Raw genomic sequence first — 19,922 nt, 5'->3', positions numbered from 1 at the left:
ACGGGCCAGATGCAATCAATCACGCAAACCTCCCAAAATCAGGGCAAAAAAAAGGGAGGCGGATGACCGCCTCCCATAGTGGGCTTGAGGAAAAAGGGAGAGGGTTCCTCAGAACTCGCTACGCACACCGATGGCGTAACGGGCGCCCGTATCGATGTAGCGCAGGACCTGATTGTCGAAGCGCCCCGTGGTGACGTTCTCATTGCCCAGGATGTTGGTGCCTTCGGCAAACACCTGGACATTCTCCAGAACATCATAGGACACGCGGGCATCGACCTGATCAAAGGTCCGACGGTAGACCGGATCGGAGCCGGCATCCGGATTGACCAGCGATTCCAGGAACTTTTCGCGGCGGTTATAGGCCACGCGCACCGACAGGCCGTCCATTTCGTAGAACACCGTCAGGTTCTGGCTGTCGCCCAACCCTTCCAGCGCGAACGAGGTGTTGGTGGAGGCCAGATCGAAGGTGGCGTTGCTGTCCACGAAGGTGGCATTGGCCTGGAAGCCAAAGCCAGCCAGCAGACCCGGCAGATAGTCCATGGTGTGGTTCACATTCAACTCGAACCCATGGACATTGGCGCTTTCGGCATTACGCGGACGACGCACATTGAACGTCGCCTCGTTCGGGCCGGTGATGCCGCCGGAACCAGCGCGCAGGCCGCCGGCATTGGCGATGCGGAACGCCTCAGCCGACCGGGTCTGAACCACGAAATTGTTGACGCGCTTATAGAAAGCAGCCGCCGACAGGGTGGTCGTGCTGGTCGGATACCATTCGAACGACAGATCGAAATTGTCCGAGGTATAGGGCTTCAGGGCGGGGTTGCCGCCGCTGGCGTCCAGACCCGCCGGACGGATCGTGTCGAAGTTGGTGCGCGGGGCCAGATCGCTGATCTGCGGACGGGTCAGCGTGCGCGAGGCGCCGAAGCGGGCGATGACATCGTCCGAAACATCGACACGCACGTTCAGGCTGGGCAGCAGATAATCGTAGCTGGCATCCTGCTTGGTCTCCACCGGCACGCCATTATTGGCGAAGACGGCGGTGTAGATGGTGGGGTCGCCAGCGACAGGCAGCAGATCCGTCAGGGCCAGCTGACGACCGGCGGCCTTCACCTCGGTATGAACATAACGGACGCCGACATTGACGAACCAGGGCATGTTACCCAGGTCACCCTTGAAGTCCGCATCGACATAGCCCGCATACACGCTCTCCTCAATGGAGAAGGAGTTGGGCTGTTCGGTGGCGGCAAAGCCGTTGGTGGCGCGCAGGCGGGCCGCCGTTGTACCGGCCGGCAGGTTCTGGGCACGGTCCAGGGCCGATGCCGAGTTAGCGCTCTCCAGGAAGCGGAAATAGGCCTCAGCGTCATAGGTCATGAAATTGACCGGCACCGTGCCCTTGCTGCCCAGGAAGCTGCCCAGGCTGAACGGCTTCAGCAGGGACGGATCGACCGAAGTCGGGTAACCGCAATAGAGGCAGAGCGTGTTCGGATCGGTCCGGACCTGCGTGCTGTCCTTCTGGCGGTTGGTGTTGACCAGACCGAAGCGGACAGCATCCAGGGCGCCGCCGTCGGACTTCCACTCGGTATCCAGCTTGTATTCGAAGACTTCTTCTTCTTCGTCATTACCCTCGCGGATGGCGATATGGGTACGACCGAGCGCCGGATTGACCAGCGAGGACGTGTAATTGACGATCGACGGGAAGCCGCCGCCTTCGGCCTGACGGAACCCGTAGGAGGACGGGATGCCGATCACGGTGAAGACGTTCTTGCCGCCGGCATCGTTCTTGGCATTCGACCAGGACGCGTCGGCCTTGATGGTCAGCGCGTCATTGGCGTTCCATTCGGCGTTCAGGCCGGCGGCCTTCGTCGTCACGAAACGGTTGGTGGAGCTGACGATCAGGTCGCCATTGCCGTTGGTCGTCAGCGAGGTGACGGTGCGGTTGGCATCGATCTGCGCGGCGGTGTAGCTGGACGGTTCGAACCAGCTGCCCAGCGAGGTGGTGTGGCTGTTGACGTCGAACTTGTTATACAGGCCGTCGAAGGTGAACAGCAGGTCGTCATTGGCCTGCAGCTGCGTCGTCAGGTTGACGCCGATACGTTCACGGTCCTGCGCTTCCTGACCAACATCCTGGTTACGCGGGGCGTAGACATTGGTGAAGATCGGGCGGTTGGCCGGGCCGACGGTGGAACCGGGAATATAGCCACGGTTGGCCGTGAACGGGGTCAGCGTGTCGCGCTTCTGGTAGGACACGGCCAGCAGGGCGCCGATCTTGTCCTCGTTGAAGGTGCCGGACAGCAACGCGAAGCCCTGCGGAGAGACCTTCTCGTTATTATCCTCATACATGCCCTTCACGGACGCGATGGCCTTGAAGCCCTTAATGTCGAACGGGCGGGCCGTCTTGACATTGATGGTGGCACCGATGCCGCCATCCTGTACCTTGGCCTGGCTGGACTTGTAAATGTCGGCGCCGTTGATCAGTTCGGCGGCCAGCAGGTCGAAGGAGAATTCACGGCCCTGATTGTCGGACGCGAACGAACGGCCATTGACCAGAACGGTGTTGAATTCGGGGCCGAAGCCGCGAACCGTCACGAACTGACCTTCGCCGCCATTACGGTCGATCGACACGCCGGGAATGCGCTGCAGGCTTTCCGCGACATTGCTGTCCGGGAACTTGCCCAGGTCTTCGCTGGCGATGCTGTCCAGAATGACGCCGGAGGTCCGCTTGATCTCGGCAGAGGCCAGCAGCGACCGGCGAATGCCCGTCACCACAATTTCCTCCAGCGTGTCGCCGCCGGCGGCCGGTGCCTGCTGCGCCCCCGCAGGCAGGGCCGACAGGGCGGCGCACAGAACCGCCAGGCTGACGCCGGTCTTGCCCGCGAACAGACGCCGGGCCTTGTTGTCTTGAGACATTTTGACTAATCCTCCCGCTTTCTTGTCATGCTTCCCTGGAACCCCGGTCGGGAAAGGGATGCGACCAGGGGTTCCTGATTTTTGAAACCCACCACCTGCGGCACAGAATCTTATGAACGACACTTGTCGCCGCAGGGTCGACCCCATTCATATATGAATTATCAGACAAATATAACATTTGAATCTGAACGACCGGCCTTTTCCTGCCTGGAAGCCCGCCGGTGTGATATTCCCGCATCAGATTTTCCGGCGAAGCGGTCATGTGGGGTGAGCGCGGACCTGAGATAATCACATGCATTTCAATTGCTTATGCATGTTTCCCCAAAAGTTGTCATACAAGTCTTCTAACAATTATTTTATCATATAAATATGGAAAGCACTCGACAAGCCTACCCCTTCGCCCTTAATTTGGATAGCTGGCCGTCCCTGGGAACAAGCTGCAAAAGCAGCATCCGGGACCCGTTCGGGCCGTTAAAGGACCCGGTGGCAAGGCTACTGAAATGCATAAGGGAGGATGTTTTGGACAAGCCGGTCAAGACCGTCGTCATCGCCGGTGGTGGCAGTGCCGGGTGGATCACCGCCGGGCGCATCGCGGCCCGCAACGCGCAGGGACCGGACGCGGTGCGCGTCATCCTGATTGAATCATCGGCCATCGGCACCATCGGCGTCGGTGAGGGCACCTGGCCCACCATGCGCAACACGCTGCGCAAAATCGGTATCAAGGAAACCGACTTTATCCGCCATTGCGACGCCGCCTTTAAACAAGGGGCAAAGTTCGTGCGCTGGACCGACGGCACCGATGCCGACGGCTATTACCACCCGCTGAACCCGCCCCAGGCCGCCACGCAGATCAACCTGTCCGGCCATTGGCAACGTCTGGCCGGCAAGGGCGGCCCCGATTTCGCGACGGCGGTGGATTTCCAGGCCAGCCTGTGCGAGGCGGGGCTGGCCCCCAAATCCATCACCAGCCCCGAATATGCCGGCATCGCCAATTACGCCTATCACCTGGATGCCGGTAAGTTCGCCGACCTGCTGCGCGACCATGCCGTGAGCCGGCTGGGCGTCATCCATATGGTGGATGACATCACGCAGGTACATCAGGATGAAGAGGGCGATATCACGGGCCTGAGCCTGCGCAGTGCCGGCCTGGTCCAGGGCGATTTCTTCATTGATTGCACGGGCTTTGCCTCGCTGCTGCTGGGCCGGACCTATGGCGTGGGGTTCAAGGATTGCACCGACGTGCTGTTCTGCGACCGCGCCCTGGCCCTGCAGGTGCCGTATGAGCGGGATGACGCGCCGGTTGCCACCCACACCATCTCCACGGCCCAGGATGCGGGCTGGATCTGGGATATCGGTCTACCCACGCGGCGCGGCGTCGGCCATGTCTATTCCAGCCGGCACACGACCGACGAACAGGCAGAGGCGGCACTGCGGCGCTATGCCGGACCGATGGCCAATGGGTTGACTGCCCGCATGATCAAGATCCGCGCCGGGCACCGCGAAACCTTCTGGACGCATAATTGCGTGGCGGTCGGCCTGTCGGCGGGGTTCCTGGAACCGCTGGAAGCATCGGCCCTGATGCTGATTGAAACGGCGGTGGATTTCATTGCCGACCGGTTGCCGGCACGGCGTTCAGTGATGGATGTGCTGTCGCGGCAGTTCAACCGCGCCTTCCTGCACCATTGGGACCGGATTATTGAGTTCCTGAAGCTGCATTACATCCTGACCAAACGCACCGACACCGCCTTCTGGCGCGACAATTGCGACCCGGCCAGCATTCCGGACGGCCTGCTGGAGCGCCTGGAACTGTGGCGCCATCACCCGCCCGGCCCCGGCGATTTCCCGCATCAGCCAGAGGTGTTTTCCTGGCCCTCCTATCAATACATCCTGCACGGGATGGGGTTTGAGACGGCCTATGACGGGTTGCCGCCGCTGGCCGGAGAGGCGGCGGGGGCGCAACGGGCCTTCGCCATGGCAGAGCGCGCCCGCGAACAGGCCCTGCGTGACCTGCCCCGCCATCGCCAATTGCTGAACGCCATCCGTGAGCATGGTTTGCAGGCGGTTTGATAAGCACCCTTCCCGGAAGGACCATCCCCATGCCCGTGTTCACGCTGAACGCCATCCGCCATGCCAAGGCCCGGCTGCGTCCGCAGGCCGATATGGCCCATGCCGAACGGCAGAATCATGCCAGGATCGGCCTGTCAGAAGTGGGCCTGGCCGCAACTGACTATCCCCTGTTCCTGATGAAGCATGCCCAGACGGGCCGCTTCACGCTCTGCGCCCTGTTCGCGCTGGAGGGGGAGCGCAGCTGGTACATGCTGGGCGGCGGCTGGCAGGCGACCTATCTGCCCGAGGCGTTGCTGCGCCATCCCTTCTTCCTGGCTCCGCCGGAGGATACAGACGCCGTGCTGGGTCTGGCGGTGGAGGAAAGCTCCCCCCGCCTGCATGACCGGGAAGGCGACGCCCTGTTCGGTGCGGACGGCCAACCCACCGTCACCGCAACCCGCGTGGCGGATAAGCTGTCGCGCCACCGCGACGACCTGGACGCCGCTGCCGCCTTCACGGCGGCCCTGGCGGCGGAAGAGGTGATCCGCCCGCTTTCCCTGCGCCTGCGCTTTGCCGATGGGCGGGAAAATCAGGTGGAAGGGCTGTATGGCATCGGGGCGGACGCTCTGGCGGGCCTGCCCGATGCGGCGGTCCTGCGGCTGCACCGTGCCGGCCACCTGCACGCCGCCCATGTCATGATGGCATCCGCCAACCAGCTTTACCGCTTACAGCAGTTGCACAATGCCGGTGCCGGCACTGCCCTGACAGAGCTGGCCTTCGCCCTGCGCGATTGACCGGCACCGCCCCCCTCACCCCAACCGGGAAACACCCCATGCACCGTTCCCTGCTGGCCGCCTGTGCGGTCATCGCCCTTCTGTCTGCCCCGGCCTTGGCTGCCGACCCCGCGCCTGTGCGGGCGGAATGGGAACGGCCGGAGGTGCTGTCCGTGGGGCGGGAACCGGCGCGGGCCACCTTTGACGGGTTTGACAATGTGGCGGCCGCCCTGGCGCGTGATCCGGCGGGGCAGCGCTGGCACCTGTCCCTGGATGGGCAATGGTCGCTGCGCCTGTCGCCCAACCCGGACGCGCGGCCTGTGGATTTCTACCGTCCCGACTATGACGTCACGGGCTGGGACCGCATGGTGGTGCCCGGCACCTTGCAGGCCCATGGCTTCGGCAAGCCCTTGTTCAACAACATCCTCTACCCCTTCCCCGCCAATCAGCCCTTTATCCCGCATGAGATGAACGAGGTCGCCTCCTACCGTCGCGACATCGACATTCCGGCGGATTGGGCGGGGCGGCGCGTGTTCCTGAAGTTCGGGGCGGCGGGGGCGGCCTATTATGTCTGGGTCAACGGACAGCGCGTCGGCTATGCCGAAGACAGCAAGCTGCCGTCGGAATTCGACATCACCGCCCATCTGCGCCCCGGTCAGCGCAATGTGGTGGCGGTGGAACTGTACCGGTTCGCCGATGCGTCGTACCTGGAAGATCAGGATTTCTGGCGCGTGAACGGTCTGCACCGTTCCGTCACGCTCTATGCGGCCCCTGCCACGCATCTTCGGGATTTTGAGGTGAAGGCCGGGCTTTCCCCCGACGCCAGGACGGGCACCTTTGCCCTGAATGTCGATGTCGCGGGGCCGGATCGGGGCGTGCGCGTGCGGGCCACGGTGCTGGACGGCACACAGCTGCTGCTGACGCGTGAAGCCGGCGTGAAGAAGGCGGGTACGCCTGTCACCCTGTCGGGCCGCATCGCCGATATCCGCCCCTGGTCGGCAGAAGCGCCCAGCCTTTACACGCTGCTGATCGAGCTGCTGGACAAGGATGGCAAGCTGCTGGAGGCGACCAGCCGGCGCATCGGTTTCCGCACGGTTGCTATTGTTGATGGGGAAGTGCGGGTCAATGGCCGCCGCGTCACCATCCGGGGTGTCAACCGGCATGAACATGACCCGGTTGAGTTTCAGACCATCAGCCGGGAGAGCATGCGCCGCGATGTGGAGATGATGAAACAGGCCAATGTGAACGCGCTGCGCCTGTCACATTATCCCAACGATCCCTATCTCTATGATCTGGCAGATGAATATGGCCTGTACCAGATGGACGAGGCCAATCTGGAAAGCCATGAATATATGGAGATGGGCAACAAGACCGGTGACCGCGCCGCCCATCAGCTGGGCTATAAACCGGAATGGAAGGAGGCGCATGTCGACCGCGTGCACCGCATGGTGGAGCGGGACAAGAACCACCCCTCCATCATCTTCTGGTCGCTGGGCAATGAGGCCGGGATCGGCCCCAATTTTGAGGCCATGGCCCAATGGGTGCGCCAACGGGACCCGTCACGCCTGATCTCCTATCTGGGCTGGGGCACGCTGATGCAGGAGCATCGGCCCAATGACTATGTCGATATCTATGCGCCCATGTATGACGATATCGATAAAATCGTGGACTACGCCACCGATCCGCAATGGAAGCAGCCCCTGATCCAGACCGAATATGCCCATGCCATGGGCAATTCGCTGGGCAATCTGGAGGATTACTGGCGTACCATCCGGGCCCATCGCAAGCTGCAGGGCGGGTTCGTCTGGGACTGGGTTGATCAGGCCATCCTGATGAAGGATGAAAAGGGGCGGCCCTTCTGGGGTTCCGGCTTTGACCTTGGACCCAATCCGCGCGGCGATAAAAGCATCGTGACCGACGGTCTGATCCAGGCCGACCGCACGCCCAACCCGCATTATTATGAGTTGGCCAAGGTCTATGCCCCCATCGCCTTTGACGGGTTCGACGCGGCGGCGGGCACCGTGCGCCTGTTGAACCGGCATGACATGATCGACCTGTCGGGCTTTGACCTGGATTGGTCGGTGATGGCCGATGGTCAGGTGCTGGCGTCGGGCCGGCTGGATATGCCGACCGTACCGGCCGGCGGAACGGCTGCCCTGACCCTGCCGCCCCTGCCCCACCCGGCGGCGGGTGATACACGCCACCATGTCCTGACCCTGCGCGCCACCGCGAAGCAGGACGCGATCAAGGCCGTGCCAGCGGGCCATGTCGTGGCCTGGGAACAGTTCGCCCTGAACGTGCCGCCTGCCCTGCCCCTGCTGAAGCCGGCGGCGACGCTTGTGGATCGCGGCGGCACCATCACCCTGTCGGCGGGTGGGGCGGAACTGGTTCTGGACCGAGGCACGGGCCTGCTGCGCCGCTATGCCCGCAATGGGCAGGAATTGCTGTCGGGTGGTGCGCCCAACTTCTTCCGCGCGCTGACCGATAATGATATCGGGGCCGGCGTAGACAAGACCCATGATGTCTGGCGCGAACTGTCGGAATGGCGGCATGTGCGCGACATAAGCGTCGATGCGGCGGGGGCGGTGACCGTTCGCCACGCGCTGGGGGCCGGCGGTGGCTGGTTTGAAACACGCTATGTCATGGATGCGGCGGGCATGGTGGAGGTGACGGGGACCTTCACGCCCGTGAAGGACGACCTGCCCGACCCGCTGCGCGTTGGCCTTGCCTTCAGCATGCCGACCCGGCTGACCGACCTGTCCTGGTACGGGCGCGGGCCGCATGAAAATTATGTGGACCGGAAGACAGGGGCCGCGTTCGGTCTGTGGCAGGGGCGGCTGAACCAGCAGCACCATGATTATGCCCGCCCCCAGGAAACGGGCAACAAGACCGATGTGCGTTTCCTGACCCTGTCGGGCAGCGGCCTGCCCCCGCTGCGCATCACGGGGGCGACCCCCCTGTCGGTCAATGCGCTTTCCTTCCCCTATGCCGACTTGCAGGTCCGCCCACTGGGCACCTGGCATAGCAGCGACATTCAGCCGGGCCCGGTCGGCAGCCTGTTGATCGACGCGGCCCAGGTGGGGGTTGGCGGCGACACGGGATGGAGCATCGACGCCCGCGCCCTCCCCCGCTACCGCATCCCGGTAGGGCCAGTCAGTTTGCGGTTCCGGGTGGGATAAGGGGGGTGTAGCGCGGATTAGGCGTCAGCCGTAATCCGCGGAAACGCGCTCTCCAGTGGCTCCGCGGATTACGCTTCGCTAATCCGCGCTACACCCTGTACACGCCTGCCAATTCTGTGAATTCGGCGACCTGCCTGTCGATCCATTCGGCGTCCTTGCCCAGCTCTGCGGCGAGGACCTTTGCCACGGCGGGTGCGGCGGCGATGGCGGCGGTGGCATTCAGCAGCAGGGCGCGGGTGCGGCGGGAGAGGACATCTTCCACCGTGCGGGCCATCAGGTGGCGGGCGGCGTAGGCCGCTTCGCCCAGTGCATAGGGCAGGTCGGGATGCATGGGGGCGTCCCAGCCCTTCTGTTCGGCCAGGACGGCGCGCACCTTGGGCGCATCAGCGCCATAGGCGGCCAGCGGGTCGGCGCTGTCGATGCGTTCGCGCGGGGTCCAGCCATGCAGGCGCAGGTCCTTCGTGGGGCTGGGCTTGGGGGTAAGGTGCCCGGCCTTGGCGGCGGCGTCCACCGTCTGTTCCGCCATCTCGCGATAGGTGGTCCATTTACCGCCGGTGATGGTGACAAGGCCACTGTCCGATACCATCAGCACATGGTCGCGCGGCACGGCGGACGTGCCCGACGCGCCCTTCACCTTCACCAGCGGGCGGATGCCGGTAAAGACCGACAGCACGTCCGATCGGGTGGGGACCCGCGTCAGATATTCCGCCGCATGCTCCAGCAGGAACTGGATTTCCGCCTCCAGGGCGCGCGGCTCCAGACTGGCGGTTTCGATGGGCGTGTCGGTGGTGCCGATCACGGTCCGGCCCAGCCAGGGCAGCACGAACAGCACGCGGCCATCATCGGTCTTGGGGATCAGGATGGCGTCATCGCTGGAAAGGAAATCCGGGTCCAGGACCAGATGGATACCCTGGCTCAGCGACAATCCCTCGGCCAGATCGGGCCGGTCCATGTGCCGGATCTCATCCATGAAAATCCCGGCGGCATTGACCACGGCCCTGGCCTGGATGCGGTAATCGGTGCCCGTTTCCATATCCCGCGCCGTGACGCCCGCGATGCGGCCATCGTCCTTCAGCAAGCCGGTGACCCGGACATAGTTCAACAGGGTGGCGCCATGATCGGCGGCACTGGCCGCGAGGGTGAGGGCCAGGCGGCTGTCATCAAACTGCCCGTCATAATAATGGATGCCGCCGACCAGACCCTCTGTCTTGACGGTCGGCAGCCGCCGCATCACCTCCGCCCGCGACAACAGCCGCGACCGGCCCAGGCCCAGCCTGCCGGCCAGCAGATCATAGGCGAACAGACCCGCGCCATAGAAGGCCATGTCCCACCAGCGATAGCAAGGCACGACGAACCCCTGCCGCCGCGTCACCTGCGGCGCGTTGGCCAGCAGCCGACCGCGTTCATGCAGGGCGTGACGGACCAGGGGAATGTTGCCCTGCGCCAGATAGCGCACGCCGCCATGCACCAGCTTGGTGGCGCGCGACGACGTGCCCTTGGCGAAATCATGCCCCTCCAGCAGCAGCGTGCGATATCCGCGCGCGGCGGCGTCCAGGGCCGTACCCAGGCCCGTAGCCCCACCGCCGATGATGACCAAGTCCCAGGTCGTGGCATCCGCCAGGGCCGCGATGCCGCCTGCGCGGTCCAATCCGTTTGTCATGCCGCCCATCCGCGGGATTTCTCCACGGCCCTTGTCCATTGTGTGTAAAGCCGCTCGCGCTCGGCGGTGCCCATGCCCGGCTCGAACCGGCGGGCCAGTTTCCAGGTGGCGCGAATCTCCTCCCGGTCCTGCCACATGCCGGTGGCCAGCCCCGCCAGATAGGCGGCTCCCAGGGCCGTCGTTTCCGACACGCGTGGCACCTCCACGGGCACACCCAGAAGGTCGGCCTGGAACTGCATCAGGAAACTGTTGCCCACGGCCCCGCCATCGGCGCGCAGCTCGGTCAGCGCGATGCCCGTCTGTGCCTCGATGGCGCGGGTGACGTCGCGGGTCTGATAGGCCATGGCCTCCAAGGCGGCCCGCGCCAGATGCGCCCGGCCCGTGCCACGCGTCAGCCCGGCGATCAGCCCCCGCGCATAGGGGTCCCAATGCGGGGCACCCAGCCCGGTGAGGGCCGGCACGAAATAGACCCCGTCATTCTGCGGGATGGACCGGGCCAGTTCCTCCGTCTCCGCCGCCGCCGCGATCAGGCCCAACCCGTCGCGCAGCCATTGCACAGCCGCCCCGGTGACGAAAATCGCCCCTTCCAGCGCATATTCCAGCGGCTGATCCCCGATGCGCCAGGCCACCGTGGACAGAAGCGGGCCGGGATCGCGCAGGGTGGAGGCGCCGGTATGCATCAGCAGGAAGGACCCGGTGCCATAGGTATTCTTGGCCAGACCCGGCCCGTGGCAGGCCTGCCCGAACAGGGCTGCCTGCTGATCCCCCGCCACGCCGGCAATGGGAATGCCGCCGGCCCCCAGAAACCCATCTGCCGTCGTATGGCCCAGCACGGCGGACGATGACCGCACCTCCGGCAATCCCCTTGCTGGCACATCCATCAGGGACAGCAGTTCATCATCCCAAACGCCCCGGTGAATATCGTAAAGCTGGGTGCGTGCCGCGTTGGAGGGGTCGGTGACATGGGCGGCCCCGCCCGTCAGGTTCCAGATCAGCCAGCTGTCGATGGTCCCGAACAGGATGTCACCCGCCTCCGCCCCCGCCCGCAGGCCCGGCACATTCTCCAAAAGCCAGCGCAGCTTGGTGCCCGAGAAATAGGGATCGATGACCAGCCCGGTCTTGGCGCGGATCATCTCCGTCACGCCCGTGCGCGACCGCAGATCATCACAGAAACCGGCGGTGCGCCGGTCCTGCCAGACGATGGCGCGGTGCGCCGGCTCGCCCGTATGCCGGTTCCAGGCCAGCACCGTCTCCCGCTGATTGGTGATGCCAATGGCCCGCAAATCCCGCGCCGACAGCCCAGCCGACGACAGCGCCCGACCCGCCGTCGCCAGCGTCACCCGCCAGATCTCCGCCCCGTCATGCTCAACCCAACCCGCACGCGGATAATGCTGCGTAAACTCCGCATAGGCCCGACCGACTATATGCGTCTCACGGTCAAAGATCAGGACGGTCGTTCCCGTCGTCCCCTGGTCTATCGCCAGGATATGCTCGGTCATATGGATTCCCTCCGCCGGCGGCTTCTTCATTCTGTCCGCCATGATGCAATGCCGCCGGGGTCCTGACCCACCGGTCAGACAATATTGCTATCCAAAGCCCCGATCGAATGGCATATTTATCAGATAAATTGGTGAGCCGCGACCGTCAAGTCGGCATCCGTCTATTTAGCATATTTATATGAAGAAATTTGACGATGCAGACGCCCCACGCTATGATCGGTGCCATTGAAAGCGGCAGAAGCCCCCGTATCCGGGGCCATCCCCAAGAGACAAGAATGAAAATCGCCAGGATTGAACTGTTCCAGGTGCCGCCCCGCTGGGTTTTTGTGCGCGTGGAGACCGATTGCGGCATTGTGGGTTGGGGCGAATGCAGCCTTGAAGGCCATGCCGAAGCGGTGATTGGCGCTTTTGAAAGCCTGAAGGACCGGTTCCTGGGCACCGATGCCTCGCGGATTGAGGATATCTGGCAGATTTCATACCGTCTGGGCTTCTACCGGGGCGGGCCGGTGCTGATGTCGGCCCTGTCGGGCCTGGATCAGGCGCTGTGGGACATCAAGGGCAAGGCGCTGGGCGTGCCGGTCTGGCAGCTTCTGGGCGGGGCCGTGCGCGACCGTATCGAATGCTATGCCTGGATCGGCGGCGACCGCCCGGACGAGGTGGCGGAAGCCGCCCGCCTGCGCCGGGAACAGGGGTTCCGCGCTGTCAAGATGAATGCCACCGCCGAAATGGCCTGGGTCGGCACCGGCAAGGATATTGACGGCGTCGTCGAACGCGCCCAGGCCGTGAAGGATCAGGGGCTGGAGGTCGGGCTGGATTTCCACGGCCGCATCCATAAGCCGCTGGCCAAGCAGGTTGCCGTCGCCTTGGAGCCGCTGCGCCCGCTGTTCATCGAAGAACCGCTGCTGTCGGAGAATATTGAGGGCATCGCACAGCTGTCCAACCTGACCAGCCTGCCCATCGCCCTGGGGGAACGGCTCTATACAAGGTGGGATTTCAAGCCTTTCCTGAACCAGGGCATTGTCGACATCATCCAGCCCGACCTGTCGCATGCCGGCGGTATCTCAGAGGTCAAGCGCATCGCCGCCATGGCAGAGGCCTATGACGTGGCCCTGGCCCCGCATTGCCCGCTGGGCCCCATCGCCTTTGCCGCCTGTCTGGCCGTGGGCTTCAGCACGCCCAATTTCTTCATCGAGGAAATGTCGCTGGGTATCCATTACAATACTGACGGCTATGACCTGCTGACCTATCTGTCCGACCCCTCGGTCTTCGCCCTGACCGACGGGCATGTCAGCATTCCCACCGCCCCCGGCCTGGGGATTGAGGTCAACGAAGCCCTGGTCCGCGACCTGTCTGCCACCCCCCACCGCTGGCGCAACCCCGCCTGGCGCATCGCCGACGGCAGCGTCGCGGAATGGTGAGGCGGCACCGGGATGTGGTAACAGGCCACGGGTAGGGGCAAGCAACCGGTCCAAACCTGTGGATATCGGCGGCGGTCGGGTTATTCTACCAAAAGCCCCCTGCCCCGCCCGATAGGCCCGCCCCCGTGCCATTGGACTATATCAACCTGGACCGCAGCTTCGTTCCGGTGAGGAAGGGCGAAGAGCCGCGCCTGGAATGGACAACCGAACAAGGACGCCGCTATGGCGGCTGGCTTGACTGGCAGGCATTGCTGAAGCACCAGCGGGTGGTGCTGCTGGCAGAGGCCGGATGCGGAAAGACAGCGGAGTTCCGCCATCAGGCACAGAGCCTGCGTCATGTGGGACAGGCGGCGTTCTTCGCACGTGTTGAGGACCTGGAAGACGGCATCTTCAACGCCCTCGATATTGGCACTGACGCCGATTTCACCGCCTGGAAAGACGGCAACGGAACTGGTTTCTTCTTTCTGGATTCGGTGGATGAAGCGCGGCTAAGCCGCAAACGGTTCGACAAGGCGCTGCGCCGTCTGGCGCGGGATATCGGCGAAACCGCCCTATCCCGTGCCCATATCTTTGTTTCCTGCCGCGTGTCCGACTGGCGTGGGGACGAGGATCGCGCGACCTTTCACGAGAAACTGCCCCTGCCGGACCCGCCACCAGCAGCACCAACGCCACCCCTCCTCCGCGACTGGAAGGCCACCTTGCTGGCCCCGTTTGACGAAGGATATCAACGCCCGCAACGGAACAGCGACAAGCAGGACGAGGCAACCCAGAAGGACCCTGGCCTACTGGTTGTGCAACTGGCTCCCTTGGACATCGCGCAGCAACGGACCTTCATTCAGCGCTACGGCATCCAGGATGTTGACCACTTCATAGACAGTCTGCGCCGTAAGCAGCTGGAACCATTGACAGAACGACCGCGCGATCTTCGGTTCCTGGTGGACTATTGGAATAACTACGGCACCTTTGCCAGCCTTTCTGAAATGCTGGAAGAAGCGATTAAACTTCGTCTCTGCGAGATTAATCAGGATCGGCGCAACCAAGATACGTTGTCCGACGAGAAGGCGCGCAAAGGGGCAGAACGGTTGGCCGCCGGTCTTGTTCTGGGCCGGTGCTTCACCCTGCGCGCACCTGCCCAGGATGATGGTCACGCCCCGGACATTAACAGTATCGACGCCGCCGCTCTGCTGCCGGACTGGTCATCCGTAGAGCTCAATAACCTGCTGGCACGCGGCCTGTTCGCACCCGCCACCTATGGCCGTATCCGGTTCCACCATCGTTGGGCGCAGGAATATTTGGCCGCCTGCTGGTTGCGCCGCCTGCTGGAGACACCCGGCAACCGCAAGGCCGTGCGCAACATGCTGTTCGCCAAGCGCTATTGCGTTGAATGCAGCGTTCCGACCCTTCGCCCCGTTGCTGCTTGGCTGGCACTTTGGGACCCTGATATCCGGGTGGAACTGATCCGGCGAGCGCCCTTGGCCCTGATCCAGCATGGCGATCCAACGGCCCTGCCGTTGAATGACCGGGCCGAACTGCTGCGGGTGGCGGCGGGACTGCACGCAGAGGGGCGGATTGCGGATGATGGCATTGACCGAAGTAACTTAACCCTCTTCGCTGACCCTGCCCTCGCAACGGTGATCCATCAGATCTGGGCTACAGGCCCAAGACCCCGATTCCGCTTCATCCTTTTGCGCCTGATCCGGGAAGCCGCGATCAGGGAATGTGTGGATATTGCGCGTGAGGTAGCGTTGGATGCCGCAGCCGATCCGCATAATCGCAGCGTCGCTATTGAAGCGATAAGCGCCTGTGATGATCGGCAAATCATTGACGAGATTTTGCCGGTATTACTGGCCAATGCCGTAACTCTGCCCGCACAGGTGGCCACTACAACTGCTGAATGTTTCTTTCCAAAATACATGTCGGTTGAGCAATTGCTGCAACTGGTTGACAATTCAACGCCGTCCAAAGGTGTCAGTGTCAATTTTGATTATATACTTCCTGATCTTTTCGGCGCCTGCCCGAACCTGGAGACAAGGTTGGCGCTGGCTGCGGGCCTCTGTCGACTGTGCCTCGCCCCGCCCTTGGTGGACACATATCACCGGGTTGGAAAGAAACACCGCAAGATTGCCCAACGTCTGACCCCCATCGCAAAGAGCCTGATCGTGGAGCTTACGGGGGAGTACCACCCCGCACTTTCGGCCATGATGCTGGTCATCCAGCGTTGTCGGCAGCAAGATACGCACTATGAAACCAAACCGATTGTGACAATCGGTGCTGCCCTCAGCGACTTTCCGGCCTTGAAACAGGCCTTGTTCTGGGAGGCGGCAGAAGAAGAAGCCCGTCAAGCCGGCCCAGGAAATGAACCAAGAGCTATATTCCAGTTTGAACAGACACTTGAGCCCGGCGAAAACGATCTTGAGCATTTTCTGCAAGCGGTAACCAGCAAGCCCGAAGAATGGCAGAAGTGCCTGGCGCTTAATGTCGCGGTTAGTATTCTGAAATCGTCCGACGGCCTGCGACGGCATGCGCCACGGCTGCTCAGGATCGTCGCCGATCATCCTGTCCTGAAGGCCGAACTGATCCGGCATCTGTTCCCCCGACCACGGAAAGGCCGCTCCAGACAAACAGCCGAACTTATTGTGCGACGCGACAGGGACGAGAACCGCCGGAAGAGCCGGTCCTATGCCTCATGGATCAAGTTTCGTGGTGAACTTTCCACTGAACCCGAGAAACTGTGCGATCCGTCTGAACTTTCAGGCTGGGGGCAAAGCGCATTGCGTCTTTGGGACCTGACCAGATGGCTGGGATACCACACAGCCGAAGTAACAGAAGTTGCCGTGTTGGAATGGCCGGCACTGATCGCCGCCTTCGGACAACCCGTTGCCGACGCCTATACCAAAGGCATGGGCATCCTCTGGCGATCCAACCAACCCAAGCGCCCCGGTGAAAATGGCCGGGACAAGATCACCTTGATGAGCTACGCCGCCATTGGGATTGAGGCGAAAGACAATCCAGATTGGGCAAGCACACTGGCCGAAGCGGATGCGAAACGGGCCGTCGAACATGCCTGCCTGTCAGAGGATGGCTGCCCCGTCTGGTTTGACGCCTTGCTGGCTGCCCACCCCAGGGCCGTCAGCCCACTGCTCGTGGAAGAGATTGACCGGGAGTTGCGATCCCCGGCACAGTTCGGCAAACACTTCCTCAGCCATTATGCCAGGGCGGGGCAGGCCACGGCCCCTGTTGTAGTGTCCACCGTTCTGACATTCCTTGAAAATTCTGAACCCGCCGCCATCAGCGCCTTTGACCATGCGCTTGCGATCATCAGCGACAATGTTGACGCGCTTTCAGAGGTAAAGGCCCTTCATGCCGTAACGCGCGCAAGGCTGGACGGGTGTGGGGATGATGAGCGCAGCCTGCGCTACCTTGCCTTACTGTTCACGCTGATGCCCGATAGTGGTGTGCAGCTGATGGCACAGTGGATCAAGGGCAGTGGCGGGTCGGCGACTGAACGCGCGGCGCGGCTGTTCAGCAGTCTGTTCGATCCGCACCATCGCAATGTCGCGACCCTGCCCCTTACGGCTCTATCGATCCCCTGCCTGGAAGCGCTCCTTTCGTTGGTATACAGCAAAATCCGGCCCGAGGCGGACGCGGTTCATGAGGGGGTATTCAGCCCGGATGCCAGAGACAATGCCGAAGCCGCCCGGAACAACATTCTGAAAGCCCTCCTCTACCGCACAGGACCCGACGCCCATGCAGCCTTGCAGCGGGTCGGCAAAAAGCTGCCACCAAATAGCCAGCTGCGCTTCACAGAACTCGCCCATGAAATGGCGGAGCGTGATACCAACCCGAGACCATGGACGCCGGCCGAGGTCATTGATTTCGAGGAAAGGGCCCTGCTACCGATCCGGAACGGGGAGGATTTGCTGGCCAACATCTTTGGCATTCTGGAGGACATCCGGGAAGATCTGATCACGGGGGATTTTTCGGGTAGGCAGAGCTTACGCAGCTGCGCTGATGAGAAGGCTGTACAGGAATGGGTAACAAACCAGTTGTACTTGCGCTCACATAACCGCTTCAACGTCGCTCGGGAACAGGTAACCGGTCGCGGAGACAAGATGGATATTGTCATCTCCCGTGGCCCGAACATCTCAATGGTCATAGAGATCAAGCGATACAATCAGAAAGGCTTGAAGCCTCTGGAAGCAGCGTTGATGGCCCAACTGCCCGACGGCTATCTCCTCGTAGATCAGCGAAGGCATGGTATCCTGCTCGTCACCAATCACGAGGCTCCCGCTCCAGACCGTCAGGACACCTTGGGAGCGTTCGCGGAACTCATGAATAAGCTGGACAGTTCCGCCAAGCAGTTCTTCGAATCAGATGTAAAAGGCCGCAAACTGCGCGCGATCGGGCTGGACGCAGCACCCGCCGATCCGGGCCCTGCCAGCCGTCTCCGCCCCTCGCGGAAGCCTTGACGTGCAACGTTGCACACTCCCCTTTTTGGCTCCCTTCCCCCCAAGAAGGTTGACACCCCACCGTCAACTTTATTGACAAGGCCCCCTGCCCTCCCCCACTCTGCGCCCGGTATTTGCGGTGAAGGATCGGGTGATGGCGGGAGAGGCGTTGAAGGCGTTCCGCAAACGCAAGGGGCTGACGCAGGAGGGCTGCGCGCGGCACCTGAATGAGGCGCTGGCGCGGTCCTACGACAAGGCGCGGATCAGCCGCTGGGAAAGCGGCAAGGAACCGGTTCCCGATGCCGTTCTGCGCTTGATCGGCGGCGGCGGACAGCCGGGCCGGGCGCGTATCATCGCCTGTTCCAACCAGAAGGGCGGGGTTGGCAAGTCGGCCACGTCTGTCAACCTGGCGGCCAGCTTCGCGCGCCTGGGTTTCCGGGTGCTGCTGGTCGATGCGGACCCGCAGGCCAGCGCCACGGCCATGGTCGGCTGCGATATTATCGAGCTGGAGGATAAGGGCGCTACACTTCACGCAGTCCTGGTTGATGACCGGCCTGTGCGCGATACGATCATCAAACTGCGCACCTTTGACGTGCTGCCATCGGGTCTGGCGCTGGCGGAGTTTGACAGTGCCGCAGGGCTGGTAGGCCGCGAGACGCGGTTGAAGGCGGCGCTGGCTGAACTGCTGGGTGATTATGATTTCATCCTGATCGACACGCCGCCCAATCTCGGCTCCATGACCATCAACGCCTTGAACGCCGCCGATCATGTGCTGATCCCCGTGGCGACGCGGCCGGTCGATCTGCTGGGCATTCCGCTGCTGTTGAAGACCATTGGCCGCGTGCGCCGCTTCACGAACCATGAGTTGACGGTGCTGGGCGTACTGCCCACCATGTATGCGGAACGGCAGACGGTGGACCGGGAGGTTCTGGCCGATCTGCGCGCCCGCTTCACGGGCGACAGCGATCTGGGCCGCGTGTTCGAGCCAATCCGCATGAGTACGGGCATCAACCAGGCTGCCTATAACAATGTCATCGCGGTCGAGGCCCTGCCCGCGGACCATCCGGTGCAGGCCTATTTCCATCTGGCCAGGGAGATTGCCGGTGAAGCTGCAGAAGGGTAAGTCGGCCTTTGGCCGCGCCATGGATGATGTCGCCGCGCGCGGCGACGGCTCCCTGATCTCCCGTGAGTTTCCGCGCCTGATCGAGGTGGAACATGCCCGCGTCCACCCGCGCGCCGACCAACCGCGCCGCCATTTTGACGAGGATGCGCTGCGCCAGCTGGCCGACAGCATCGAACGTCAGGGCCTGTTGCAGCCCATCCTGATCCGCCCCCTGGCCGATGCGCGCGGGGAATATGAGATTGTGGCGGGCGAGCGCCGGTGGCGCGCGCTTGGCCTTCTGGCCCGCCCTGCCCTGCACGCCATCGTCACCTCGGGCAATGCCGAGGAAATCGCGCTGGTGGAGAATTTGCAGCGCGTGGACCTGTCGCCGCTGGAGGAAGCGCGCGGCATCCAGGCCCTGATGGAACGCCACGCCTACACACAGGAGGCCGCCGCCGGCGCGTTGGGGTGGAGCCGGACACAGGTCAACCGCGTGCTGAAGCTCTTGTCCCTGCCCGACGACATGCTGGCCGAATGTGCAACGTTGCACCTGTCGCGCAACGCCATAGTCGAACTGGCACTGGCCGCCGACGGGACCGAACGCGCCCACCTGATGGACCTGCTGCGCCAGGGCGCGTCGGTCAAGGCGCTGCGCGAGGCGCGGGCACCCAAGGCGGAAGGGCAGGGGGCACGGGCACCCGTGCCTAAGGAAAGGCCCAACCCCGTGCGCGCCGCATTGACCCAGGTGGAAAAGGGTGTGAAGGCCCTGGCCAGAACGCCGGTTGCGCTGGATGACGAGCAGCGCCGCACATTGCAGGCCCTGCGGCGGGAGATTGACCGGCTGCTGAAAGGGTAGGGGAGGGGGCACACGGCAACCGCGTAGCGCGGAT

Annotated in this window: 10 protein-coding genes; 7 read left to right on the top strand and 3 right to left on the bottom strand. The window is 63.2% G+C overall.

Annotated elements, in window-relative coordinates:
• Window positions 1-108 precede the first annotated feature (108 nt).
• Window positions 109-2,907: a TonB-dependent receptor gene (locus C0V82_RS26015; RefSeq protein WP_158660239.1), complete on the bottom strand. Its 2,799-nt coding sequence runs from the start codon at window positions 2,905-2,907 to the stop codon at window positions 109-111.
• 519 nt (window positions 2,908-3,426) lie between these two features.
• On the opposite strand from C0V82_RS26015, the gene C0V82_RS26010 reads away from it, so the two are divergent.
• The 3 genes from C0V82_RS26010 to C0V82_RS26000 are packed head-to-tail and all read left to right on the top strand — an operon-like array spanning window position 3,427 to window position 8,905.
• Entirely contained in the window at window positions 3,427-4,974 is a 1,548-nt protein-coding gene (locus C0V82_RS26010) for a tryptophan halogenase family protein (protein WP_211108008.1), read from the top strand.
• A gap of 29 nt (window positions 4,975-5,003) precedes the next feature.
• A complete protein-coding gene (locus tag C0V82_RS26005) occupies window positions 5,004-5,747 on the top strand; it encodes a SapC family protein (protein ID WP_102115362.1) in 744 nt (247 codons plus the stop codon).
• A gap of 38 nt (window positions 5,748-5,785) precedes the next feature.
• Window positions 5,786-8,905, top strand: a complete 3,120-nt coding sequence (locus C0V82_RS26000) for a glycoside hydrolase family 2 TIM barrel-domain containing protein (protein ID WP_102115361.1) — start codon at window positions 5,786-5,788, stop codon at window positions 8,903-8,905.
• An 88-nt stretch (window positions 8,906-8,993) separates the two neighbouring features.
• Here the strand turns inward: C0V82_RS26000 and C0V82_RS25995 are convergent, their stop codons facing one another.
• The gene (locus C0V82_RS25995) at window positions 8,994-10,565 is read right to left on the bottom strand and encodes a glycerol-3-phosphate dehydrogenase/oxidase (protein ID WP_102115381.1); all 1,572 of its coding nucleotides are present in this window, start codon (window positions 10,563-10,565) and stop codon (window positions 8,994-8,996) included.
• Complete coding sequence (gene glpK / locus C0V82_RS25990; RefSeq protein WP_102115380.1) at window positions 10,562-12,064, bottom strand: glycerol kinase GlpK; 1,503 nt, start codon at window positions 12,062-12,064, stop codon at window positions 10,562-10,564. Before glpK ends, C0V82_RS25995 begins: the two co-directional genes overlap by 4 nt.
• A gap of 275 nt (window positions 12,065-12,339) precedes the next feature.
• Between glpK and dgoD the strand changes: the two genes are divergently transcribed.
• From dgoD to C0V82_RS25970, 4 genes are all read left to right on the top strand, one after another.
• Window positions 12,340-13,482: a galactonate dehydratase gene (gene dgoD, locus C0V82_RS25985; RefSeq protein ID WP_102115360.1), complete on the top strand. Its 1,143-nt coding sequence runs from the start codon at window positions 12,340-12,342 to the stop codon at window positions 13,480-13,482.
• Between the two features lie 125 nt (window positions 13,483-13,607).
• Window positions 13,608-17,951, top strand: a complete 4,344-nt coding sequence (locus C0V82_RS25980) for an NACHT domain-containing protein (RefSeq protein ID WP_158660238.1) — start codon at window positions 13,608-13,610, stop codon at window positions 17,949-17,951.
• A gap of 118 nt (window positions 17,952-18,069) precedes the next feature.
• A complete protein-coding gene (locus C0V82_RS25975) occupies window positions 18,070-19,053 on the top strand; it encodes an AAA family ATPase (RefSeq protein ID WP_158660237.1) in 984 nt (327 codons plus the stop codon).
• Window positions 19,034-19,888 carry a ParB/RepB/Spo0J family partition protein gene (locus C0V82_RS25970; RefSeq protein ID WP_158660236.1) on the top strand — a complete coding sequence of 285 codons (855 nt, stop codon included), beginning with the start codon at window positions 19,034-19,036 and terminating at the stop codon, window positions 19,886-19,888. Before C0V82_RS25975 ends, C0V82_RS25970 begins: the two co-directional genes overlap by 20 nt.
• The last annotated feature ends 34 nt before the right edge of the window (window positions 19,889-19,922 follow it).

The sequence above is a fragment of the Niveispirillum cyanobacteriorum genome (assembly GCF_002868735.1).
Taxonomy (GTDB): Bacteria; Pseudomonadota; Alphaproteobacteria; order Azospirillales; family Azospirillaceae; genus Niveispirillum; species Niveispirillum cyanobacteriorum.
Note: the sequence above shows the minus strand (reverse complement) of the source record. Positions and strands in the feature narration are given on the sequence as shown.